Annotated in this window: 22 protein-coding genes; 20 read left to right on the top strand and 2 right to left on the bottom strand. The window is 42.0% G+C overall.

Translation table 11 applies throughout. The annotated features are described in order from the left end of the window. Positions 1 to 18: 18 nt before the first annotated feature. Positions 19 to 1,053, top strand: coding sequence for a hypothetical protein (locus CD03_RS34210; protein WP_044289547.1), 1,035 nt, complete (start codon positions 19 to 21; stop codon positions 1,051 to 1,053). A gap of 89 nt (positions 1,054 to 1,142) precedes the next feature. On the opposite strand, the gene CD03_RS0120450 is transcribed toward CD03_RS34210, so the two are convergent. Then, positions 1,143 to 2,198: a LacI family DNA-binding transcriptional regulator gene (locus CD03_RS0120450; protein WP_027295226.1), complete on the bottom strand. Its 1,056-nt coding sequence runs from the start codon at positions 2,196 to 2,198 to the stop codon at positions 1,143 to 1,145. Between the two features lie 375 nt (positions 2,199 to 2,573). On the opposite strand from CD03_RS0120450, the gene CD03_RS34205 reads away from it, so the two are divergent. The 13 genes from CD03_RS34205 to CD03_RS0120385 all read left to right on the top strand — a co-directional run bounded on the left by CD03_RS34205 (position 2,574) and on the right by CD03_RS0120385 (position 15,385). Further along, positions 2,574 to 3,863 carry an ABC transporter substrate-binding protein gene (locus CD03_RS34205; RefSeq protein ID WP_052377891.1) on the top strand — a complete coding sequence of 430 codons (1,290 nt, stop codon included), beginning with the start codon at positions 2,574 to 2,576 and terminating at the stop codon, positions 3,861 to 3,863. A gap of 84 nt (positions 3,864 to 3,947) precedes the next feature. Beyond that, positions 3,948 to 4,841 carry a carbohydrate ABC transporter permease gene (locus CD03_RS0120440; protein WP_027295225.1) on the top strand — a complete coding sequence of 298 codons (894 nt, stop codon included), beginning with the start codon at positions 3,948 to 3,950 and terminating at the stop codon, positions 4,839 to 4,841. Further along, positions 4,838 to 5,680, top strand: a complete 843-nt coding sequence (locus CD03_RS0120435; protein WP_027295224.1) for a carbohydrate ABC transporter permease — start codon at positions 4,838 to 4,840, stop codon at positions 5,678 to 5,680. Before CD03_RS0120440 ends, CD03_RS0120435 begins: the two co-directional genes overlap by 4 nt. A gap of 15 nt (positions 5,681 to 5,695) precedes the next feature. Further along, on the top strand, positions 5,696 to 6,511 hold the full coding sequence (locus CD03_RS0120430; protein WP_027295223.1) for a VOC family protein: 816 nt from the start codon (positions 5,696 to 5,698) through the stop codon (positions 6,509 to 6,511). A gap of 22 nt (positions 6,512 to 6,533) precedes the next feature. Then, positions 6,534 to 6,764 (top strand): hypothetical protein, encoded by a 231-nt coding sequence (locus CD03_RS0120425; protein WP_027295222.1) that lies wholly within the window; start codon positions 6,534 to 6,536, stop codon positions 6,762 to 6,764. A 5-nt stretch (positions 6,765 to 6,769) separates the two neighbouring features. Then, positions 6,770 to 7,636, top strand: a complete 867-nt coding sequence (locus tag CD03_RS0120420; protein ID WP_027295221.1) for a Gfo/Idh/MocA family protein — start codon at positions 6,770 to 6,772, stop codon at positions 7,634 to 7,636. Between the two features lie 42 nt (positions 7,637 to 7,678). Beyond that, the gene (locus CD03_RS0120415; RefSeq protein ID WP_027295220.1) at positions 7,679 to 8,494 is read left to right on the top strand and encodes a ThuA domain-containing protein; all 816 of its coding nucleotides are present in this window, start codon (positions 7,679 to 7,681) and stop codon (positions 8,492 to 8,494) included. Positions 8,495 to 8,519: 25 nt separating this feature from the next. Beyond that, a complete protein-coding gene (locus CD03_RS0120410) occupies positions 8,520 to 9,503 on the top strand; it encodes a zinc-binding dehydrogenase (protein WP_027295219.1) in 984 nt (327 codons plus the stop codon). Position 9,504: 1 nt separating this feature from the next. Then, a complete protein-coding gene (locus CD03_RS34200) occupies positions 9,505 to 9,915 on the top strand; it encodes a VOC family protein (protein WP_052377890.1) in 411 nt (136 codons plus the stop codon). Next, the gene (locus CD03_RS0120400; RefSeq protein WP_027295218.1) at positions 9,915 to 11,219 is read left to right on the top strand and encodes an MFS transporter; all 1,305 of its coding nucleotides are present in this window, start codon (positions 9,915 to 9,917) and stop codon (positions 11,217 to 11,219) included. Before CD03_RS34200 ends, CD03_RS0120400 begins: the two co-directional genes overlap by 1 nt. An 82-nt stretch (positions 11,220 to 11,301) precedes the next feature. Continuing rightward, positions 11,302 to 12,258, top strand: coding sequence for an ROK family protein (locus CD03_RS0120395; RefSeq protein ID WP_027295217.1), 957 nt, complete (start codon positions 11,302 to 11,304; stop codon positions 12,256 to 12,258). After that, positions 12,242 to 14,626, top strand: coding sequence for a glycoside hydrolase family 9 protein (locus CD03_RS0120390; protein WP_027295216.1), 2,385 nt, complete (start codon positions 12,242 to 12,244; stop codon positions 14,624 to 14,626). Before CD03_RS0120395 ends, CD03_RS0120390 begins: the two co-directional genes overlap by 17 nt. Before the next feature lie 21 nt (positions 14,627 to 14,647). Further along, positions 14,648 to 15,385 (top strand): 6-phosphogluconolactonase, encoded by a 738-nt coding sequence (locus CD03_RS0120385; protein ID WP_027295215.1) that lies wholly within the window; start codon positions 14,648 to 14,650, stop codon positions 15,383 to 15,385. 54 nt (positions 15,386 to 15,439) lie between these two features. Here CD03_RS0120385 and CD03_RS0120380 read toward each other — a convergent pair whose 3' ends face one another. After that, on the bottom strand, positions 15,440 to 16,576 hold the full coding sequence (locus CD03_RS0120380) for a DUF362 domain-containing protein (protein ID WP_027295214.1): 1,137 nt from the start codon (positions 16,574 to 16,576) through the stop codon (positions 15,440 to 15,442). Positions 16,577 to 16,896: 320 nt separating this feature from the next. On the opposite strand from CD03_RS0120380, the gene CD03_RS0120375 reads away from it, so the two are divergent. The 6 genes from CD03_RS0120375 (at position 16,897) to CD03_RS0120350 (ending at position 24,347) form a co-directional block, all read left to right on the top strand. Beyond that, positions 16,897 to 17,880 carry a LacI family DNA-binding transcriptional regulator gene (locus tag CD03_RS0120375; RefSeq protein ID WP_044289545.1) on the top strand — a complete coding sequence of 328 codons (984 nt, stop codon included), beginning with the start codon at positions 16,897 to 16,899 and terminating at the stop codon, positions 17,878 to 17,880. Positions 17,881 to 17,902: 22 nt separating this feature from the next. Next, positions 17,903 to 19,285: a family 4 glycosyl hydrolase gene (locus CD03_RS0120370; protein WP_027295212.1), complete on the top strand. Its 1,383-nt coding sequence runs from the start codon at positions 17,903 to 17,905 to the stop codon at positions 19,283 to 19,285. A 1-nt stretch (position 19,286) separates the two neighbouring features. Further along, positions 19,287 to 20,195, top strand: a complete 909-nt coding sequence (locus tag CD03_RS0120365) for a carbohydrate kinase family protein (RefSeq protein ID WP_027295211.1) — start codon at positions 19,287 to 19,289, stop codon at positions 20,193 to 20,195. Positions 20,196 to 20,346: 151 nt separating this feature from the next. Next, the gene (locus CD03_RS0120360; RefSeq protein WP_027295210.1) at positions 20,347 to 21,438 is read left to right on the top strand and encodes a KamA family radical SAM protein; all 1,092 of its coding nucleotides are present in this window, start codon (positions 20,347 to 20,349) and stop codon (positions 21,436 to 21,438) included. A gap of 340 nt (positions 21,439 to 21,778) precedes the next feature. Next, a complete protein-coding gene (locus CD03_RS0120355; protein ID WP_027295209.1) occupies positions 21,779 to 23,632 on the top strand; it encodes a cache domain-containing sensor histidine kinase in 1,854 nt (617 codons plus the stop codon). Further along, positions 23,607 to 24,347 carry a response regulator transcription factor gene (locus CD03_RS0120350; RefSeq protein ID WP_027295208.1) on the top strand — a complete coding sequence of 247 codons (741 nt, stop codon included), beginning with the start codon at positions 23,607 to 23,609 and terminating at the stop codon, positions 24,345 to 24,347. Before CD03_RS0120355 ends, CD03_RS0120350 begins: the two co-directional genes overlap by 26 nt. The last annotated feature ends 114 nt before the right edge of the window (positions 24,348 to 24,461 follow it).

Below are 24,461 nucleotides of genomic sequence, written 5' to 3'. Positions count from 1 at the left end.
GCAGCAGGAGGAAACAAAATGAACTTCAATAAACGGACGATACTGAAAAGTGGATTTCTTTTCCTGTTGAAATTGGCTGTATTTCTGGGAATCGCCCTGGTACTTCTCACCGGCGCATCCCAGGTTTTGAAGCCAAAGGATAATACCCCTGCCAGCGGAATTAAAGAACCGGAGACACGCGCAGTATATACGGAACGGAAAAATTCCCTGGATGTAATAGCAATAGGCAACAGTGATATTTATGCAGCGTATACACCTATGCAGCTGTGGAAGGACTATGGTCTTGCATCTTATGTCTGCGGAGAACCCGGACAGCGTGTGTATGAGGCGTATTATCTGCTGAAATCAATACTGGAGTACCAGTCCCCCAAGGTGGTTATATTTGAAACGGATGAAATTTTTCAGAATGGAACGCCGGCAAAAGAACGGGAAAAAGTGATTTTTGCAGGGCTGGCAGATCAATTTCCGGTGTTTCAATATCATAACCGATGGAAAATTTTAAAACCGGAAGATTTCACGGGAAAAGTGAAGTATACGTTTGATAATTTCTGGAAAGGTTTCCGGTATACAGACCGTGTAGATCCTTATCTTGGCAAACGCTACATGCGTAAGAGAAAGAAAAAGACAAAAATAGACGGGATACCCCGATTTTATCTGGATAAGATTGTTTTTATGTGCAAAGAAAAGGGGATTAAACTTCTGTTTGTGGAAATCCCTTCTGCAAATTCATGGAATTATAAGAGGCATAATTCAGTAGCGGAATATGCAGAACAAAATGAGATTCCATTTCTGGATCTGAATAAGCCGGGGAAAGAGTATAAGGTTGACTGGGTATCCGATACCAGAGACAAAGGAGATCACATGAACTATAACGGCGCCAGGAAGGTGACGGCTTATCTGGGTAAATATCTGAAGGAAAACTATTTTTTGCCGGACAGGCGGGATGACTCTGCCTATTCAGGATGGAATGCAGATCTGCGTAAGTATGAAAAGGCGATACAGAGCGTAGGTATGTATAATATGGTAAACGGAAATAATAATAAAGGAATATAAAGCGGAAATAATAAACTGGATATTTACAAAAAGAGGCTTAAAAAACAGCCATACTTAGAAGATTTTTAACTTTCTGAGTATGGCTGTTTTTATTTAATTCGCTTGCCGCTGCTTTCCCGAATCACCAGTTCAGGAGAAAAGTCAGGCTCTTTGGGAGGTGCAGTGTTCTGTATAAGACTGAGCAATAAAGAAATTACATATCTTCCCAGCCGTTCATTGTGCCGGTTCAGGCTTGTCAGGCGCGGTGTCAGAAAATTTCCGTCATAAAACTGGTCACAGCTGATCAGGGCCATATCATTTGGGACGGTAATACCGCAATCGGCAGCAGCCCGCAGTGCCCCTATGGATACATTATCATTCATTGCAAGTATAGCGGTTACTGTGGGAGCCTTATCAAGCAGCTGCCTGGCTGCATTATATCCATCAGACATATAGTAGTTAGAAGTGGATATAAGGGATGGGTCATCATCCAGACCCAGTGTCCGGACTGTCTCGTGATATACGTTGAGTCTGGATTCCGTGATATGCACACCGCGTTCTCCGCCAACAAATCCAATACGCCGGTGTCCAAGTGAAGCAAGATAGCGAATTGCAATAGATAAGCCTTTATCATTTTCCTTATTTATAAAGGTACAGGGAATCCCGGGGAGGGATCTTCCAATTACGATTACCGGTATGGAAGACGCCAGACGTCTCAGTGCGTCTCTGTAATCTTCACTGATTTCACATAAATCGATCTGCCCGCCGGCAATAATAACCCCATCTACCTTCTTATCCAGAATCATCTGAAAATATTTATCTTCTTTTTCCCGTTCCCCATCCGCATAGGAGGCAGCGGAAAAGGAAGTATTGCAGAGTATAACAGAATAGTTTGACTGATGTGCAGAACGTTCAATTTCGCTGAACAACGTGGAGAAATACGGATTAGTAATATCAGGAACGATAACGCCCAGAGTCTTTGTCTGACGGAGAATGAGTCCCTGTGCCAATGTATTGGGAGAATAGTGGTATTTCTTTATGACCGCTTCCACCCTGGCTTTGGTTTTTGGCGAGACGGGAACAGTGCCGTTTAAAACTCTGGAGACGGTAGCGATAGAGACCCCACTCTCTTCTGCTATCTCAACAATTGTTACATTTTTATCCATAAAAACCTCCATCTATTACTGAAATTATATCATTGGTATATAGTTTAGCATACAGATATTGGTATTTCAATACCGGGTAATGTTTTGGAGATGGAGCAAAGAGCAATAAAGCTTATTTTCAAATAAAGGGATATGGTAGAAAAGATAATTGAATGACTAATTTAAACAAAGAAAGATAAGGCGACAAATAAATATAATAGAATCATATACATTATATACAAAAATAGTATCGTAAATTCTACGAGAATGTATAAAATGGTCTGAGTTAAAAAATAAATGAGATTTTTTGTTGACAAGCTAATAAGAAAAGAGTATATTAAGCTCATCAAATGTAAAGGTTTTCAGAAAACCTTTTCAAAACTAAGGAGGTAGAAAATGAGAAAGGTAAAAAAGGTGACCGCAATAATTTTAGCAGCAGCGATGACGATGTCCATGGCGGCATGTGGGGGTTCAGGGGACTCAAAGGGAGGGGCTGAATCCAATGAAGGAAAGACCAGTATTGAATTCTGGACACTCGCATTAGCACCTACTTATACGGATTTTATACAGGGACTGATTGATAAATATGAGGAAGAGAATCCGACGATAGAAGTGAAATGGCAGGATCTTCCCTACGATGCCATAGAGCAGAAGCTTCTGGCTGCCACAGCAGGAAGTAATCCACCGGATGTAGTAAATATCTGGTCACAGCTGGCACTGACACTGGCTGGAAAAGAGGCTCTGCTGAATTTGGACGAAGCGGCAACAGAGGAGCAAAAATCAATTTACATTGATTCTATGTATGAATCAGCAAAATTGTACGATGGTGTATATGCGTTTCCCTGGTATTCCACACCAAACGTAGTTACATATAATACAGAACTGTTCAAAGAGGCAGGAATTGAAAAAGTTCCCACCACCTGGGATGAAGCATTTGATCTGGCGGCAGACTTTAAAGAAAAAACAGGAGCATGGCTGATTACGCCAAGTTCAATGTACCATATGCTTTGTTATTATGATATTCCAATCCTTTCTGAGGACAAAACAAAGGCGGCATTTAACAGCCCGGAGGCAGTGGAACTGATAAACCGTTTTATAAAATATGCGGATGATGGAGCAATCATGGTAGATCGAACAGATGGTTGGGATAACTGGGACAACGACCGCCAGATGTATGCCAATGGGAATCTGGGAATGCTTTGCGGAGGACCGCAAACGATTGCTCGAATCAGAGATGAGTCCCCGGAAAAATATGAATTGACAGATGTTGCAGAATCTTTATACGGACCAAGCGGTTTCACCGGAGCGGCTGTAATGAACCTGGTAGTACCTGCCAACAGCAAGAAACAGGAAGAAGCGATCAAGTTTGCGAATTATATCTCAAATGATGAAAATCAGCTGGCATTCTGTGAAGCGGCATCCGTATTCCCAACTACAAAGGCAGCTGCTAATGATGACTACTTTAAGTCTGATATGGAGACAGTTGAAGGAAGAACGAATTATTATGCCGCACTGGCTGCAATGAAGAGTACGGATATGACTATGGGAATCCCAAATGATAATGCAGTAAAGCTGGAAATTGATGAGATGATGGCAGCAATTTTTGCAGATAATATGAGTCCGGAGGATGCGCTGAAACAGTGTGAAGACCGTGTCAATAAACTGCTGGCAGAAAATCAGAAATAGTTACGGAAACAATGACAAATAAATCATATGCTGCTGCAAGAGACAGTAAGTTTTTGCGGCAGCGTTTCTATTGGAGAAAAGTGTATGAAAAAATTATTTAAAGCACAGAAAATGAGAACGACCATAATTTCCTACATATTTATGGCTCCGGCTCTGCTTATCCTGGGGATCTTCGTGTTTTATCCCATTGTTTTCAGTATACCGCTGGCATTTACAGACTATTCGGCAGTAGGAGGCACAACAAATTTTATCGGATTAGAAAATTTTAAAAGGCTGGCTGGGGATCCGGATTTCTGGCTGTCGTTAAAAAATTCCTGTCTGTTTGTAATCGTAGTGCCTGTTCTTCAAATACTCGCCATACTGCTGGCTCTGCTGATGAATAATAAATTCCGTGGAAATTCTGCCTTTCGTGTATTGATCTATATGCCGGTAGTTACTTCTATGGTAGCAGTGTCCATCATCTGGAAATTTATATTTGATCCTGATGGAATCATAAACGCACTGCTTTTAAAATGGGATATAATAGCAAAGCCTATTTTATTTCTTTCGGATTCAAAGATTGCGCTGATTGTCCTGATGGCGGTGACAATCTGGCAGGGAATCGGATACTACATGATGATGTATTTATCGGCGCTGCAGTCATTTCCTGAAGAAATTATTGATGCAACTAAAATTGACGGAGCCAATGCATGGCAGACATTCTGGAAAGTAAGGCTGCCGCTTTTAAAAAATCAGATTGGATTTTGTTCCATGATTTCCATTATTGCGGCTGTGGGAGTATTTGATGTGGTATTTACGATGACAAATGGCGGTCCGAATAAAGCAACCTATGTTATTAACTATTATTCCTATAAGATGGCATTTAACAGCTATGATTTTGGATATTCGGCCGCTATTGGATTGGTTAGCGCCGTTATGATCTGCGTATTTACATGCATGCAGTTTGCATTAAGTAAGAAAGGGGAAAAAGAGGCATGACAGGAACAGACAGAAGAAGAAAAAGTAAAGTAAAAAAAATCAGGACAGCTGTCGGACGTTACCTGATACTTCTTATTATAGCATTAATATGTGCGGGACCTTTTTTATGGATGACCAGTTCATCTTTTAAAGTAACAGAGAATATATACACGTTAAACCTGTTTCCCAGGGAGCCGTCCTTTGGCAACTATGAATCGGTATTTTCTCTGCTGAATATAGGGAAGATGCTGTTAAACTCTCTCATTATTACGGTTGGAGGCATTACCCTGGATGTTATCTTTGGCTCCCTGTGTGCCTATCCACTGGCTAAGCTTGATTTCTATGGCAGAAAACTAATTAATACATTACTGCTTGCCACGATGATAATTCCGGCAGCGGCAGGACTTGTTGTCAATTATATAACGATTTCCAAGATGGGATTAAATGATAACTTCTGGGGCGTTATTCTTCCAAACTCGGTGACCGTGTTCAATATCATACTGCTGAAAACGGCATATGCAGATATTTCATCGGAACTGCTTGCAGCAGCCAGAATTGACGGCGCTTCGGAATTGAAAATATGGTGGAAAATTATGCTTCCCCAGATAGTACCAATGATTGCAACAGTGATCATTATGGATTTTATCAATAAGTGGAACAACTTTTTATGGCCGCTGATTGTACTGAATGTAGACAAATATCCTGTGGCTGCAGGATTGAAATATCTGAACGGGCAGTTTAACTATAAATTTGGCAGTGTAGCAGCAGGAACAGTGGTATCCGTAATACCCATCATTATTGTATTTCTGTTCTGCCAGAAGTATTATGTAAATACTACAGCAGGAGCTGTTAAGGGGTGACGAAAGGAGTAAAAAATGAGTATGATTCAAGGTATCGATCATATATCAATGATTGTTCCCGATGTAGATCAGGCAGTGCATTTTTACTGTGATGGTCTGGGACTTCTATTGAAACGCAGAGATGATTATAATGCCATTGTTGCAACACCGGATGGAGTGATTATGGAAATCTGCCCGGAAGGAACGAAAGAGTGGGATAATTCTGGCATTACCCATATTTGCTTAAACACCTTTGATGTAGACCTGACATTCCGGCGGGCATTGGAGTATGGGGCAGTGATTTCCAGACCGGAAGATCCTGAACCATATACTTATCAGGATCTTAGAATGGCATTTGTAAGGACACCCTCGGGTGAGGAAATTGAATTCTGGTACATTCAGAAAAACGGAGTTATGCGTGAGCCGGTGATCAATGGTAATTACATCAAAAATTTTGTGCATGTAGCATTGACGGTACCAGATATGAAGGCATGTATCCGCTTCTATGAAGGATTGGGTGCAAAGCTAAAAGAAGACTGGGAGTGGGGATGTTCCATACAGTTAAATGATATGCGGGAATTAGAGCTATTTACAGGCGGAGAATATGCGGTTCAACCCAATGCGTATACTCACTACAGCCTGCTGACAGAAGATGTGGATGCGGCTGCCCGGAAAGTGGTGGAGCTTGGGGGAAGAATCACCCATGAGCCTTATGACTGGTCGAATCTGAGGATTTGCTTTTGCCAGGGAATTGCAGGTGAAGTGATTGAGTTTTTCCAGATGTATACGGATGGAAGAGCAGCGGATGTATTCGACCGAATCCCTGACCGGTTACCGGATTTGTTTCAATAAAAGAAAGTGAGGGAATTACAGGATGAACCGTTTAGATTATACAGAGCTGCTGAAAGAGATCAGTGATGAAATTTCTGCTCCAAAAGGTACATTTCAGAGTATATTTGGATCCAAGACAGAAAAGGATCTGGAAGAAATCCGTTATATTGCTGCGGTTGCGCTGGTTGCCGCAGACAGATACTATTCCAACCTTACGAAACTGGAATTTGAAATACGGGAAAAAGATGAGAAACTACAGAAAGATGGAGAATAGAAATTATGTTGAAAATCGGATTTGCAGATTATTATCTGGACAACTGGCATGCAAATTATTATCCGGGATTTCTGCGGGAGGCAATTCATCAATATGGATATGACGCATCCCTCACTTGTGCGTATGCACTTCATGACTGTGATCATGGAATGACTACAGAGCAGTGGTGCAGAAAAAACCACGTACACCAGGCTCACAGTATGGAAGAAATGATTGATTCCGTAGATGCAATTATGGTAATTGCCGCAGATAATTCCGCCTGGCATGAGGAAGTATGTAAACTGCCTCTGGCAAGCGGTAAACCGGTATTTGTAGATAAGACCTTCGCTCCGGATCTTAAAACCGGAAAAGAGATGTTCGCCTATGCAAAGGCACATAGGACGCCTGTCTTTTCTACATCAGCACAGCGTTATTGCAAGAGTATTAAGGATTATCTGGAACGGGAAAAGGGAAATACGAAATTTATGTCTACGGTGGGACCGCATGACTTGTCAAATTATGCAGTACACCAGTTTGAGCCCATTGTAACGGTTATGGGAACCGGTGTAAAACGTGTGAAAAGTTTTGCTGTGGGAAGTAAGGTCACTCAGTTGATCCTGGATTATGGAGATGGAAGAATTGCAAGTTTTACACAGACACCAAATCCATGGGCAGAATTTAATTTTATGGTGTCAGACGGTGAAAAGGGAGAACGTCTGGACAGCTCTGATTATTATGTTAATACAATGAAAGCAATTCTGGATTTCTTCGAGACAAAGAAAGTGCCAGTGCGAATGGAAGAAACCCTGGAAGTTTTAGCGCTTATAGATGCAGCAAAGGCTGCCAGACAGAGTCCGGATCTCTGGGTGAAAATGCCGATGACAGAGAGTTGACCGGTTAGAAAGCGGACAGAAGTCTGGAAAAAGGAGATACTTATGCAGAAAATAAAGTTACACTATTTAATTGGAGACGTACATATGGGCGGACATGATGTACATCGTGTAGCTATAAATAATAAAATTATGCTGGATCAAACAGAGGCTTTTGATATTCTCATGGTATGTGATGATCCGGGAATCGGGGATATGGGCTTCGATAAGTATTTTGAGTGTAATCTCATGGAAAACAGTGATGTATTTGTTTTTAACTGTGGGAATTACCGGTTTAATATAAAAGAGGAACAGGAATGCCTGGAAAAAGCAGTATATAGCGGTGCCGGATTTGTATTCCTGCATGGAGACCATCCCTGTTACTGGCCAGCGGTAGGAAATGTAAGATGGGAAGAAGTAGAAAAGATGGCAGGGCTTTTATGGCGGGAAAAAACGTCCCATGGAGATTTTGCTAAAGCTCATATTACCGTAGAAAAGCCGGAACATCCAATAATGCAGGGGATTAAAGATTTTAATACAAAGGATGAGATCTTCTGTAATTGTGAAAATGTGCAGCATGTACCATTTGAAGTACTGGCAAGTGCCTATTCCGATCCGGAAGTGATTTCGCGCCACGGTGTACCGGGTACCGGAAATATGGAACCCATTGCAACTGTCGGCAGTTATGGAAAAGGCCGTACATTTAATCAGCTGTTAGGACATGTATGGCCCTGTTATACAGGACATGGCCTGGGTGAGAATACAATGCTCAGTTTCTGTCCGCGGGAGTTCCGGCAGATGTTTGTGCGTGCATGTGAATGGGCAGCGACAGGTAAGGTAGAGAAAACGCTTACATTTAGTGGAGAAGCGAAACTGAAATAGAGATCCGTTTATATGGGAGGAAAAAATGTTAAAAGACGTAAGAGTGGCATTTACAAAGAAGGAAGAAGCAGCACTTATAGAGGTAGAATTGGATGACAACCTGAAACCGGATGAAATATTAGGAAAAAATGTGCTGTCCCTGATTTCCAGCGGTTCTGAACGGGGAGGATTTACACAGGAGTTTTCGGCTGAAAGCTATCCTATGTTTACCGGATCATCTTCCATAGCACAGGTTGTGAAAGTGGGAGAAGATGTACAGGGGATGAAGGAAGGAGATCTGTTTTATCACAATGAACATCATACCCTTTATGTGAAGATTAAAGCAGAGGACGCTATTTCCGTACCCGAAGAAATAAAGCCGGAACATGCATTATTCGGCAGGTATGCCGCGGTGTCTATGACATCTATTTATCATTCTACAGCGAAACCGGTGGAAAAAGTGGTGGTTACCGGTCTGGGGATGGTTGGTCTGATGTGTGCTCAGATGGCAAATAGCTTTGGATATCAGGTGTATGCAATAGATCCGTCAGAAGAACGGAGAAGTATAGCGAGAAAAACAGGCATAGTTCATGTAGGGGCATCTCTTGAAGAGTGGCCCTGGCTGGAAAAGCAGGTGGCAACTGTTTTTGAGTGTTCAGGCAATGAGAATGCACTGCATTGTGCAATTCCTTATATGCGCAAGCGGGGCGAGATTTTCCAGATTGGTGTGCCCTGGAAAAAAGGTTCTGATTGGGATGCCCATACACTTCTGTATGAGTTATTTTACAGTTTTATCAGTATTCATGGCGGCTGGGAATGGTCTATTCCCAGAAAATCAGATGAATTGCACGTTCACAGCTCCTATGAACATATCCGTTCAGCTATGGAATTTTTGGCGGAAGGAAGAATTAAGGTTGTGGAAGAGATGTTCGAGCTGCGGGATCCGAAGGAGTGTAACCAGGTTTACCACGATATTACACTGCCCAAGATGTATCCTACGAGTATGATGCTGGATTGGAGGAATTTCTAAGATGGAAAATAGGGAAAAGGGAATTCATCATGTTGGCATGATTTCCCATCATTTTGATGATACTATTCGTTTTTACCAGGAAGGTTTGGGCTTTACGATAAAGCATACCTGGGGAAAAAAGGAACGAGTTTATATGATGGATACCGGCGGCGGAAGCTGTATCGAAGTCTTCGACGGCGGTTCAGAGGAAGAGACAATACCTGGGGGGAACTGGATTCATGTAGCCCTGCATACGGATAATATCCATGAGAGCTACAAACGTGCGATAGCAGCAGGCGGCAAGCCAAAACTGGAACCTGCATTTGCTGATATTCTGGAGGCAGCTCCCAAGCCTGTATATATGTGGTTTGCCTATGTAGTTGGCTATGATGGAGAAGAGATTGAGTTTATACAGGAAATTGAGGAGCCGTAATGAGTTTGCTCACAGCGTCAAGGTTAAGAGAGCAGTTTTTTCCGGCGGTTCCCCCGAAAGAAGAACAGATGCGAAGCAGCCGGAATATTCTTTGGGTGCAGGGGGCTATGGCAAGCGTCATGCTGGCATTGAGTACCGGAAACTTCATGGCTGGTTATCTGGCATTTCTTGGGGCAAGTCCCGCAATGGTAGCACGGATTGCAATTATTCCACAATTGGGCTGTGTGCTTCAAATGATTTCACCAATTTTTTTCGAAAGATTAAAATATAGGAAGCTTTCAATTGTGGCAATATGTTTCGGGTTTCGGTTTTCGGTAGGCTTTGCGGTATTTGCCCCAGTATTGTTTGCAACCCGGGACGCAAGACAGAACTTTGTATTTTTGCTTTATTTTATAGCATTCCTGGCAGCCGGATTTGTGACGCCTGCATTAAATCAATGGACAATGCAGATTGCACCACAAAAGAGGCGCGGACGCTATTTTGCCATTAAAGATATTCTGACAATGATTTTGAACTCCGGTATATCATTTTTGATGGGAATGCAGCTGGATTATTTTATAGGGCAGGATCTGGCGTGGACGGGATACATGGTGGTATATGTATTCTGCATCGTATTCTCACTGGTTGATGCTTTTTTGATGTGCAGGATGAAAGAGCCGGAGAACCTGGTTATGAAAGAATACAATCGAAAAGACATATTCAGACCCTTCCAGGATAAAAAATACCGACCGGTTTTAACTTATAATATGCTTTCTTATTTTTCAAATCTATTTGCCATGGGTTTTTTGGCAACTTACCAGCTTCAGGAGCTGCATTTGAATCATACATCCATATTAGGAATGGGGGTAATCAGCTCTGTGGCCGGGATTGGCGGCATCTGGATCTGGGGGAAGGTTGCGGACCACACAAACTGGGCTGTTGTTATTCTGGGAACTCAGACGGTAACAAGCTTTTGCAGTATGGGATGGTTTTTAGTAAAGCCGGATGCCCGGATGACGGCAATGATTTTGATATGCGCCGCTGCTTTGGGTAATGCTTCTTCCGGTATGGCAGGCCTGAATCTTCAGTATGCCAATGCTCCTGCAAAGGGTATGACTACTTACCTGGGGGTAACAGCAGCGGCAGCAAGCCTGGTGGGATATCTGGGAGCAATGGCGGCAGCCTGGATTCAGGAGCAGCTGCAGGTGTATACAGGAACTGGCAGAAGTATTGCAATTTTATTTCTTATCCAGAGTCTGTGCGGAATAGGAACCGTAATGTATGGTTTTATAAGGCTGCCGCGCAGAAAGAATGACAGGGGCTGATTTGTAAATGGTGTGCTGAAAATATACCGGAAAGGATTGATATAACAATGGCAGAAAATAAGAACATGAGGAGGGACAGCGTGTGGAAACATATTTAGGCTTGGACTTTGGCGGCACCAAAATGTTGATTGGAGAACTGGATAAAGACGGAAGAATCCTAAGCAGTAAACGATACGTAACCGGGTTTGACGATCAGGAAAAAGCAACAAAAGCCATTCTGGGAAATCTGGAAGATTATAAGAAAACAATAGGGATTCAGGGAGAAATAAAAGCAGCCGGTCTTGGAATTGTTGGAATTGTAGATAATAAAAAAGGTGAATGGGTAGCAATGAGCCATGAAATAACAGCACCACCGGTACCTATGGCGGCTCTTATGGAAGCAAATCTCCATGTGCCATGTGCAGTGGATAATGATGTAAGAAGTGCAACTACTGCGGAATTAATGCTGGGACAGGGTAAAAGCACCTTGGATTTTATTTATCTGAACGTAGGGACAGGCCTGGCGGCAGGCGTTGTCACAGGCGGTCATATTATACGGGGAGCAAACCACAATGCCGGTGAAATTGGACATATGGTAGTTGATCTTCAAAGTCAGAGAACTTGTGTCTGCGGCAGAAAGGGGTGTGCCGAAAATGTGGTGTCTGGTATTGGATTTACAAGTCAGTTAAAACACTATGGTTTAACTGAACTGCTGAATGAGCAGGACCGGGCAGACGTGGTGCGGCTTTTTGAAAGAGCAGATGCAGGGGATGCTATCTGCTCAAAAATAACCGATTATGCAGCAGACACTCTGGCATGTGTAATTATGAATCTGGTTCGATACAGTGATCCCGATACTGTCATTCTTGGAGGAGGCGTGATTGGTGACGGATGGCTTTTGGAAAAAGTAAAGATGCGTCTGGAGCCTGATACAATGCGGGGAGTGACAAATGGAATTGTCTTCTCAAGTTTCAGCCCTGCCAATGCAGGCCTCATAGGTGCCGCTTCACTTGGAATGCAGTTAACGGATAGGAGAAATCAATATGAAAGATGCGTTTAAGAGAGAAATAGAGGAATCTTTATATATTCATTCCATGCTGCCTCTTCACAGGGAAAGGTCCCTGGAAGCCTCTTTTCCCGAAAAAAAGGTTGTGATGAGAAAAGAGTTGTGGAGTTGTGGTGGACAGACAAGTGCTCCCCTGGCAGGCGAAAAAGGAAAGCTGCGTATCGGTATGGAGGAGAATGAGGAATATGTAAGTATCACTGCACCGGTCCGAAGCGATGCCTGGCCTAAAGGGGCCCCGGCAGACGGGGATTACAGTAATTTTGGTACAGCAGAAGTGCATTTCGAACTGTCAGAGGAGGACTGGAGTGAATATAACCGGCTTCATTTCTGGGTAAAACCCCAGGTGCCGGGGTCAGAAGTAGTGCATCTGAATGTGGGTATTAAAAGTAATGGTACAGTAAAGATACCGGATCGCTTCTGCAGGGAAGGCTTTACGGTATTTGATCTGAATAACAATGAGTGGAATGAGTGCTTCTGGGAATTTTCCATGTTGCCAAGAGACAGGGTAACAGAACTGTATTTTTACACTTTTCTGAACGGCCAGGATACAGCCATGGGACCGGAACTTACTTATAGTTATAAAGATATTGGTGTTGAAAAAGTGGAGAATCCGGAGAAAGAATGGGGATGGGAGTGCGGCAGCAGCCAGATTGTGTTATCGAGTGCCGGATATTTCCTAGAAGGCAGGAAAACAGCTGTAGCTAACATCATGGAGCCGGAATTTACAGTTTGTGATGAGATGACAGGAAAAGCAGTCTATACGGGAACCGTGGAAACAGTATCAAATGAAAGAGGTGATTTTCAGGTACTGGATTTCAGCTCTGTCTATGAGGAGGGAAGCTACTATCTTCAGGCAGGCGGTATAAAGAGTCCTGTATTTGAGATCAGTAAAGATATTGTGGAAGAGAATGTATGGCGTGTAATAAATTTTCTGTACGGTGAAAGATGCGGCATGCCGATTACCGGAAAGCACGGTGCATGTCATTTTGATATTGCAGCGGAGCATAACGGCTTAATAATGCCGTTTGCAGGCGGATGGCATGATGCAGGTGATGCTTCACAGCAGAGTGCGCAGACTGGCGAGATTGTCCATGCACTTCTGGAAGTGGCATCTAAATATAAAAATAAAAGTCCCAGATTATATCAGCGAATTCTGGAAGAAGCACGCTGGGGACTGGATTTCATCTTAAGAACCCGTTTTGGTGACGGATACCGTGCTACAAGTGCAGGATCTACCAGATGGACAAATGGATTGATTGGAGATATGGATGATGTTAAGACCCGTGTTTATAATCATGCCTATGAAAATTTCCTGTTCTCGGGAATAGAAGCATATGCATATCTGCAATTAAAAGAGGAGGACGAACCATTGGCATGGGGCAGTCTGGAAGCCGCAAAAGAAGATTTTTCATTTGCAGAAAAAAGGTTTCGGGATTATGGTATGGAAATGGTTCAGATGTTTGAGCATACATACAATTCAGGTTTATCGCAACACTATGCGGTTATTGTATGGGCAGCCTCGACGTTGTACGCAGCTACCGGTGACGAAGGTTATGCTAAAAAGGCGGAGTACTGGTGCGATAAACTGATGGAGTGCCAGGAAACAGGCAGGGCCGGCATCCGGATCAGTGGATTTTTTTATCGTGATGAAAGCCATAAGATGATAGTACATTTTAATCATCAATCCAGGGAACAGCAATTTATGCAGGCACTGGTCAGTATTTGCGAGACTCAGCCGGATGCACCGAAGAAAAGTCTCTGGGAAGATGCTATGAAGCGTTATGCCGGATACCTGAAGGCAATTGCCGGAAATACAGCACCATATGGGATGCTTCCAGCCGGAGTACATAAAATGGATGAGTATAAGAATAGTGAGGTATTCCAATATCTGCATGTTACCTGTAATTATGAGGAAGAAAGAGAAAACTATAAAAAGCAGTTAGAAAACGGGACGCTAATTGGAAAAGACCATGTAATCCGGAATTTCCCAATCTGGTTTTCCTTCCGGGGAAATACAGTTGTTATGCTGTCTGAGGGTAAGGCAGCGTCTCTTCTTGGGCACTATCTGCAGGATGAGGAACTGCTGCAGATAGGCAGAGAGCAGCTTTATTGGATTTTTGGAAAAAATCCTTTTGGACACTCCCTGATGTATGGCGCAGGCAGCCGGTATCCAGCACAGTATGCGATTTTTCCTGGGGAATGTGTAGGAGAACTTCCGGTGGGAATTGAAACCTTAGACAATGAAGATATTCCATACTGGCCCCAGGGCAATAATGCTACATATCGTGAAGTATGGACCTCATCTGCATGCCGCTGGCTCTGGCTTGCTGCAGATTATGCAGGTGGTAATAACTGTGATTAGTGAAAGGAAATAATAATAAAAATGAAAATAACAATAATGAAGACAGAACATGATTTTGATGTGGCAGCAGCCTGGAGAATTATTGGGCAGATGGTGTCAAAGCCAGATGCAGTAATTGGTTTATCAACAGGACAAACGACAAAAAATATGCATCAGATTGTGAGCGATATCTATAAAAGTTATACTTTTGATACATCCGGTATAACCGTATTCAATGTAGATGAACTGACGAATCTGGACCGCTCTTATCCAGGAAGTTGTTATACGATGATTTATGAACAGCTAGTAAAGAATTTGAACATTCCTGATGAGAATTTCATTATGCCGCCTACTTTTTCAGAAGATTTTGATCAGGAATGCCGGATTTTTGAACAGAGGATCAAACAGCGGGGTGGAGCCGATCTCCAGATGCTTGGAATTGGCTGGAATGGACATATAGGCATCAATCAGCCCGGAACGCCTTTTGAACGCCAGACCTGGGTATCGCCTATGGACCCGGTATTTGAAGAACGGGTACGGAGGGAAACGAATGTGGCGCCGGATTATCCACTGGGCGGTTTGACCAGAGGAATTATAAACATTATGCAGACGCGTAATATCTGCTTAATTGCAAAAGGAGAGAGCAAAGCGGACATTATTGAGAAAGCAGTACTTGGACCGGTGACTACAGATATTCCGGCTTCTGTTGTACAACTGCACCCCAATTGTGAGATTCTTTTGGATGAGGCTGCTGCACAGAAGATCATAGGGAGAATTTAAGCAAAAAGAGGGTTGAAATCCAGAAAATTGGATATCAGCCCTAAATATATTTCATTATTTGATTGACACTAACCCTCTGCGTATATCAATTGCCTTTACCGGGCACATTTCGTGGCAGCAGTAACAGCGGATACAATTACGATAATAAATCTTAGCTTTTTTCGATTCAATGTGAATTGTTTTCTGGGGACAGCTTTCCGCGCACTTACCGCACCCGATGCATTTTTCATTTATGATTACTGGTTTCGCAGAGAGGTAATGAAAAACAAAGGCACGGACGGGACGCCGTATTAATGGAGGCAGAAACGTTGTAAAATCAAGGGAGGATTCCCGGGGAACCCGGAAAGGTTCCTGCTTGGGGATTTCCCCTATCAGTTCAAGCTGATCAAAATCACCGCAGCATAATCCACGGGTAATGGATTCTTTTACGGTAAGTATGCTCTTGGGGTTTACACCAATGATCTTACACAGGCAGTAATCCATGTCATAGGGATTGTCAGATGCCAGAATAAGTCCCGTCTCTCTCATGGTGCCCCCGGAAGGTCCATTGCCTTCCATTGCCTGTATGGCATCCACCAGAATAAAGTCCGGTGAAACCGTTTCACAAAGATCGACCAGCATAGAACAAAAGGGTGTTTTTTCGGGGAACCTGGCATGATAAGCGGGTTTTGTAAGTCCGGGAATTGTTCCAAATAAATTTTTCACGGCTCCGCTTAAGCCGGTCATCGCATGGGTTTTTAGTTTGCAAATGTCAATGATAAAGTCTGCATCACAGACTGGTGTGATTATGGGAAACTGTTTTACTAGTTTCCCTTTTTTGTTCTCTATATTCCGGGAAGACGTATCCAGATTCAGAGTGATGCTGTGCCGTTCACAGATATCCGTCATGCCCGATGCGTGATAGATACCTTTTAATGCAGTAGCAGTGTAGGGACCGCCAGGGCTGTCAGCTATGGTTATTTTACTTATACCATTCTCTTTCAGCCATATGATAACGGCTTCAACAATGGATGGATGTGTGGTTGTAAATTCCTCCGGTGTTCTCTTCATCAGAAGATTTGGCTTTATCAGTACCTTTGTATCCGGGGACAGTTTTTTACCAAGGTTAAAACGTTCCATATGTTCATATACCGCTTTGTTTACAAGAGGCTGCTCGTAAGAACGGGTATTCGTAATACTTATTCTGGTCATGAGTGACTCCTTTCATAGCAATAGGACTTCCTATATTATGAAGATAATTGGGATTATCTAATACGTTATTATATAGGATAGGGATCAGAAAAGAAAGGATTTTTGACCGCTTCGCCCCAGGCTTAATTTGTTTGCTTGAAAATTAGGAAACAAAAAGGAAACAAATGAAACAAGATTGACTTTTAAATGAACTGGAATATAATAAGATTAACATCAAAAATGCAGTATTTATAAGAACATTAAACATACAACAGCTTAACTGATTGATGTGGACTTCAATAAAAAAAGAAGTAACAGCAGGAAACAAAAGGAGGATATAAATGACATTCACAGCAAGAGATGTGGCAAAAAAGGCAGGTGTTTCCCTGGCTACGGTATCCAGGTATTTCAGCGGGGGAAAAGTGGTAAGCACAGAACTGGCAAGGAAGATTGAAGATGCTGCTGACAAGCTTGGATATGAACATAAAGGAAGACGGCATCGTAATTGTGGTGTTATCGCAGTTTTAATCCCTGAGTTTCCCCTTGAGTTTTTTTCAGAGGTTATGCGGGAGATTGTGGATCAGATGCCAAGATACGATTACCGCATCGTTTTTATCCCGATTTTAGAGGGCAAAGATGATTACAAACAGTATTTTAACGAAATGAATATAGAAGGCGTTATCTATCTGGATGAAAATATCAGCGGGGATATTCTGAATTATATTGCTTCAAAAAAAATCAGAACTGTTATGTGCGGCGGGGCAACACTGGACAGGCGTCTGGGAATGGTACATATCAATGATCTTGCGGCAGGATATGAAGGAACCCGTTATTTGCTGGAACTTGGACATGAAAGGATACTGTTCCTGTCGGATCGCAACAGATCCATCAGTTCCGTTTTTCAGCGCCTTACCGGGGCTAAGCGGGCAATGGAAGAGAAGAATGTCCCTTTTGATGAAAAAAGTATGGTGTTGTTTGGCGGGGTTACCTATGATATGGGATACCGGCTTGCGAAACAGGCAGTAGAAAATGAAAGGGAATTTACAGCAATTTTTGCATTCAGCGATGAAATGGCAATTGGTGCGATGGCTGCACTAAAGGAATGCAAAGTGCAGGTTCCCGAAGACGTATCGGTACTGGGATTTGATGATATTACTGCGGCGGGAAGGGCAGTTCCGCCCCTTACCACTATTCACCAGCCTATCCGGCAGTTCGTAACAAAGTCACTGAATATGTTCTTGAATCTCTATGGGGAAGAAGAAAATATGGATATCACACTGCCTTTTGACATCGTGCAGAGAAATACCTGTCAAAAGAGACAGTAACTAAAAAATGGAGGAAACGAAGATGAGCAAAGCAGGAGCAAAAAAAATTACAGTAATAGGCGGAGGCGGTGTACGTTCTATGTTTCTGGCGAAAAGCCTGGTACAGCATGCCAAAAAACTGGGATTTACGGAAATTGTATTTATGGACAACAATGAAACAAAATTAAACATCTACGGAAAAATGGCGGCTCAGGTTGCAAAGCGGATTGACGATACGGTGAATTTTTCCCTGACATCGGACCCGGTGGAAGCTATTAAAGATGCAGATTATATTATTACTACCATACGTGTTGGGGAAGATGAAATGCGTATACAGGATGAGCGGACAGCACTGGCGCTGGGAATCCTGGGCCAGGAGACAACCGGAGCGGCAGGATTTTCTTTTGCGATGCGTTCTATTCCGGCATTGGTTGAATATTGTGAGCTGGCGAAGAAATACGCAAATCCCCGTGTAAAAACATTCAACTTTACGAATCCGGCGGGGGTAGTGTCACAGACCTTGCGGGATATGGGGTTTGATTTTACTTATGGAATCTGCGATGCACCCAGCAGTCTGCTCCATTCCTTTGCACAGATGTACGGTGTAAGCCAGGATTCCATCACAGGAGAATGTTACGGATTAAACCATCTCTCATTTTTTAAGAGTATAAAACTGGATGGAAAAGAAATTATGCCGGAACTGCTTCAAAAAGATGAAATTTATGAAAACACAGAAATGCGGTTTTTTGATAAAGGCCTGGTTGAGCATGTAGGATGCATTTTAAATGAATATCTCTACTACTTCTACTACAGAGAAGAGGCAGTACAGAACATCTTAAATGCAAAAGTCACCAGAGGAGAAGTAATCCGGGATGTGAACATCCATATGACCGAAGAATTATCAAAGATGGATATTGAACATAATTTTGACGAATGCCTGAAGGTATTTGAAAAGTGGTATGGTTTAAGGGAAGCAGCCTACATGGCAAATGAGACCGGAATAGACAGTAAAAAACCTCCTTATCATTTTGATATTTATGCAAAAGACAGCGGCGGATATGCAGGTGTTGCACTGAAATTCATTGAATCGGAATTGGGAGAGGAAGAAAAAGAAATGATACTCTGTGTGCCGAATAACGGAGCAGTCAAAGGACTGGAGGATACCGATGTGGTAGAAATCAGCTGTACGATTAAAAACGGTAATTACTACCCCCACGAGATCGAACCGGACCGCATACCCATGGAAATGATACGCAGAGTCAAAATGTATGAACGCCTGGCTTCCGAAGCAATCAGGGAAAAGAGTATAGAAAAAGCAATTGACTGCCTGATGGTCCACCCGCTGGTTAACTCTTATACCTTTGCCAAAAAGTTAGCTTATGAGTATATGAAAATAAATGAAGCATATATGAAAGGATGGAGCTGATATGGGATTTGCAGCAGGTGTGGGATATTTAAATCTGGATCTACTGTATCTGGGAGTGGGGCACCTTCCAGAAGAGGGAGAAGAGGTTTATGCAAAAAGTCTGGATATTCAGCTGGGCGGCGGTGTACCGGCAACCATGATAACATTGTCCAGGCTGGGAGTTGATTCTAAGATTGCAACTTTTCTGGGGGAAGATGTATTTTCCGGGTATGCAGCAAAACTGCTGGATGCCTGCGGAGTCTCCTATGCAAATTTATATCGTGGAAACGGAATTCCGGTAGCAGTAACATCCGTTATGATTACGGAAAGGGACCGGACTTTTATGTCAGCGCTGGACCGCGTGGACATTACACAGAAAATCCAGGAAGAAACTTACCGGCAGCTGCAGGGGGCAAAAGTCATCGATATGCACGCGGGATTTCTGGATGCTTATAAACGGCTGAAGGCAGAGGGCGCCATTCTGGTTTTTGATGTAGGCTGGGATGAAGGACTGTCCACTCAGAAATACAAAGAGTATCTGGAGCTTGCAGATTTTTTTACACCAAACCAGAAAGAGGCATTAAAAATCACCGGAAAAGACAATGTAGAAGAAGCAGCTGTGGAACTGGGCAGGTTTTTTCCGGAGGTAATAATAAAACTGGACAGTGCAGGCTGTCTGTACTGGAAAAATGGAGAAAGCATTGTCATTCCACCGCTTCAAAACGTAAATAAAATTGATTCCACAGGTGCCGGAGACGCATTTATGGCTGGATTTATCTATGGGCTTTATCATGACTGCAGTGTAACAGACAGCATTATATATGGAAACGTAACAGGAGGAACCTGTGTGGAAGGAGTGGGCTGCCTGACAAAATATGTAAATGAAAAGGAACTGATGGAGAAGGCAAAAGAGATTAAAAAACTTCTGTAATGGCTCATTTTCATGCATATTCTGGCGCATTAAAATTGCGTTAAGACTTTTTGTGCAAAAAAATGGATAAAAAATGGGATTTTTTGTAGGAAAATCCCAAAAAGTCTGTTATAATAGTTTACATAAAAATCTTAACATGGGGGTGCACAAAATGAACAATTGGAAGAAACTGTTAGAGAACAACATCACCACTGCAAAGGAATTAAAAGAAGTCCTTAAATTGTCTAATGAAGAAGTAATCAAAATGGAGGAAATATTGGAGCATTATCCGATGTCCGTACCATTGTATTACTTTTCACTTATCCATGCAGATGATCCGGATGACCCAGTTCGAAAGATGTGCATCCCCAATATCCGAGAGACGGACCTGGGAGGAAGTTTTGATACCAGTGGGGAAGCAAGCAATACCGTAATCGTGGGAATGCAGCACAAATACAGGGAAACCGTACTGATTCTTTCTACAAACCAATGTGCCATGTATTGCAGGCATTGTTTCCGGAAACGGCTGGTGGGACTGTCGGATGAAGAAATTGCCAGTCATTTTGATGAGATGATACAATATATAAAAAATCATTCACAGATCAGCAATGTTTTAATATCCGGTGGAGACGCCTTTTTAAATGATGATGAAGTAATCGAGCAGTATCTATACAGTCTGAGCCGTATCGAACATATCGACTGCATCCGCTTTGGAACCAGAACACCAGTAACATTTCCGGACAGAATCTTAGAAGATCCTGATTTAATAAATATCTTACGCACTTATAGTGAAAAGAAACAAATCTATGTGGTGACACATTTCAATCATCCCAATGAAATTACAGAAAAATCAAAAGCAGCAGTAAGAAATTTAATCGCTGCGGGAATCATCGTCAGAAATCAGACTGTTTTAATAAAAGGGGTGAATGATCATCCCCAGACCCTGGGAACTCTTTTGAAAAATTTAACACGTATTGGCATAGTGCCCTATTACGTATTCCAATGCCGTCCCGTGACCGGAGTGAAGTCTCAGTTTCAGGTACCTTTAAAACGGGGCTGCGATATTGTAGATCAGGCAAAAAATATGCAAAATGGTCTGGGAAAATGTATTCGTTATATTTTATCCCATGAAACAGGAAAAATTGAGATTCTGGGAAGCCTGAATGCAGGGGAAATGCTGTTTAAATATCACCAGGCAAAGGATGAGGAAGATTATGAACGAATCTTTACAAAGAAGATAGAGGAAGGGCAGTGCTGGCTTTAAGAAGCGGCAAAAATTATGGTATGAATGGAAGCGGGTATTGCCCGTTTTCCGGCATATCATAGAAGCATACGCTATCATACGAATTTGTTCCTGCAATCATATTTACTTTTGGAAAAATTTATATATAAAATCTAAAATTCTAAATTCAGTAATATCTATACCATTTCTGGCTATTTCTAAAAATAATCCCCAGTGAGCCGTAAATAGTTTAATTAAGTATTTGTTTAATTAAAAAACTATATTATTGTATCCCAATTTTTATGATGATATAATACTACCATACAGCCATATTTCCCAAGCTTTAAACTTTGAATGGAAATGACAGGAGGAGATGTTCACTATGAATATACGTAAAGTCTGTAAGCGGGTCCGGATATACTGCCGTTCTCATATGTGGTGCTCTTTTGCCGCCGCAATCTGTTTTGCCGTTTTGCTGGTAGTAGTTGTTATGCAGTATTATCTGAAAAATGAATATTTAAAGTATCTGATTGACAGCACGTATGACACTGAAAAAATGTTATTGTCATCCGTAAATCAGAATATTAAAAATCAAATGGATGATTTTATTAAGATAGGTTCTGAAATAGCAGTGGATGATACAAATGCAGATCTGATCAATGAATATAGCACCAATCCCGAGAATATCGCCCGCAATACCAAAGACCTGAAGAATCTACTGGCTAATTATGCGCGATATTCCCAGTATATTGCGGCAATTGCAATTGCGTCAAAAGATGGACTGGTTTACCAGTATGAACGTAATGAAAATACCATTAATGTAGTGAATATCTGGAATGACAAGAATAACAATATTCTGGTTGATACTTTCATAGAGGTAAATGAGATTTCAAAAAGTATGGCATTGCCCAGGTATCAGGTAATTACCAAGCCCAGCGAACATCCGGGTGATGCGTCTAAGCAGTTTATGCATATTGCATATCCGGTACGGGGAAAGCACTTTTATCAGGACATCGAATACATAATGATTGTAACTTTTAAAAGGGATGTATTGGACAACCTGATTGGGCAGTTGAGCGGGAGCAAGGATGATGTGGCACAGGGATTTATTTCTGATAAGTCAGGGGAAATATTCTATCATACCAACAGTCAGAACAATGGGAAGAAAATGGACGATTATATAAAAGAGGAACATTTGACAGACTTAAGCAAGCCGATCGGTGTCTTTGACTGGAATTTGAACATTGCAATTAATAAGAATGCGCTTCAGGCAAAGGTAAACGAAATGTATACCAGAGCGATTGCCCTTTACGCCCTTGTTATTATAGGTATTTTATTGATTCTGTTCTGGGTGACACAAAGAATTCTAAAGCCGGTGGATACTATTAACCGCTCCATTAAAAATGTAAAGAAGGGAAATATGCAGGAGCGTATTGAAATTAAGGGGACACATGAAATCTGGCAACTGGCAAATGAATATAATGAGATGATGCATGCCATCCGGAAAATGAACCGTCAGGTAGAAGGACAGCATCTGGAAGTTGTGGAATCCCTGAAAATGAAGCAGAGGGCGGAGCGGGAAGCCCTGGAGTCCCAGATCAACGCACATTTTATCTGTAATACCTTGAATGCTATTAACTATGAGGCAATCGAAAGTGGAAATTATAAGGTCTCCACCCTGCTGAAAAAACTGTCTAATATTTTACGCTATACTTTTGACCAAAAGCACCAGAATGTCTATATGTATCAGGAAATTACATGGATTGAGCAATATCTGTATCTGCAGAAGGAACGGCTTGAAAATGTATTTGATTATAGCATTGAATTTAATCATGAGTATGATCAGTGGCCCTGCAGGAAGCTGATGCTTCAGCCTTTTGTGGAAAATTCCATACTGCATGGGTTTGAAGGCAGAGAGGAAGGGGGGATGATCCATATCACTGGCACCGGAATGGGAGAATACCTTTGTTTGTCAATAGAAGATAATGGTATGGGGATGACCCGGGAAAGGGAAAAAATCATTCAGGAAGTGCTGTCTAATCCGGTGATCTCAAAAGAAAAAGAGGTGGGGATCGGAATATCCAATGTAGTGACCCGGATGAAAATGTACTATGGAAGCAAGCTTCAGGTTTCCCTTGAGACATCTTACGGGAAAGGATGCAGATTTACATTTTTAATTCCAAGACCATACAGTATACAGGAGGTAGCTTATGAAGATTATGATTGTAGAAGATGAGCAAAGGGCAAGAAGAGGATTACGGAATCTCATTACCACCATATCGGATGAATATGAGATTGTGGCGGAAGCCTCTGATGGAAAACAGGCACTGGAGCTGATACATATTTTGAAGCCCGAAATCGTATTTACCGATCTCAAAATGCCCTATATGGATGGATTATCCCTGATAAGGGCTGTTCATGCGATGGAAATTTCCACACAGTTTGTAATTATAAGTGCCTATGAAGAATTTGACGTAGCCAGGCAGGCAATTTCACTTGAAGTACAGGATTATCTGATTAAACCGGTAACTTATGAGGATGTAGAAGAACTACTGGTACGCCTTTCCAAAAAGGAGAAGCTGTATCTGGAAGACGGGATTAAAGATCTGCAGAAAAAATATCCGGGAGCCCATCCCCTGGTTATAAAAGCGTTAAATATAATTGAAAAGAGTTACTCTGCGAAAATCAGCCAAAAAGATCTGGCGGAAGACCTGGGTATGACCCAGGAATATTTTTGCTATCTCTTTAATAAAGAAATCGGAGTAACATTTTCGAAATTTCTAAAGCACTACCGGATTGAAGTGGCAAAGGGACTTTTGGTAAATAAGGGAATACCAAAAGAAGAAGTGCCTTACCATGTGGGTTTTTCTGATCCGAAGTATTTCAGCAAAGTATTTCGTGAGGTTGAGGGCATCAGTGCTGCTGAGTTTTTGAAAGTAAATGCGAAATAAAAATAGAACTAATTCTTAAAATTTTCCTCCAATCTTAAAATTGTATCTTAAAATTGTATCCGTTATCTTAAAATATTAAGTTTATCATTTAAACTAATATTATTATAATGAATA

This window comes from Robinsoniella sp. KNHs210 (assembly GCF_000686105.1).
Lineage (GTDB): Bacteria > Bacillota > Clostridia > Lachnospirales > Lachnospiraceae > Robinsoniella > Robinsoniella peoriensis.
The sequence above is the reverse complement of the archived record's forward strand: the minus strand, read 5'-3'. Positions and strand labels throughout refer to the sequence as shown.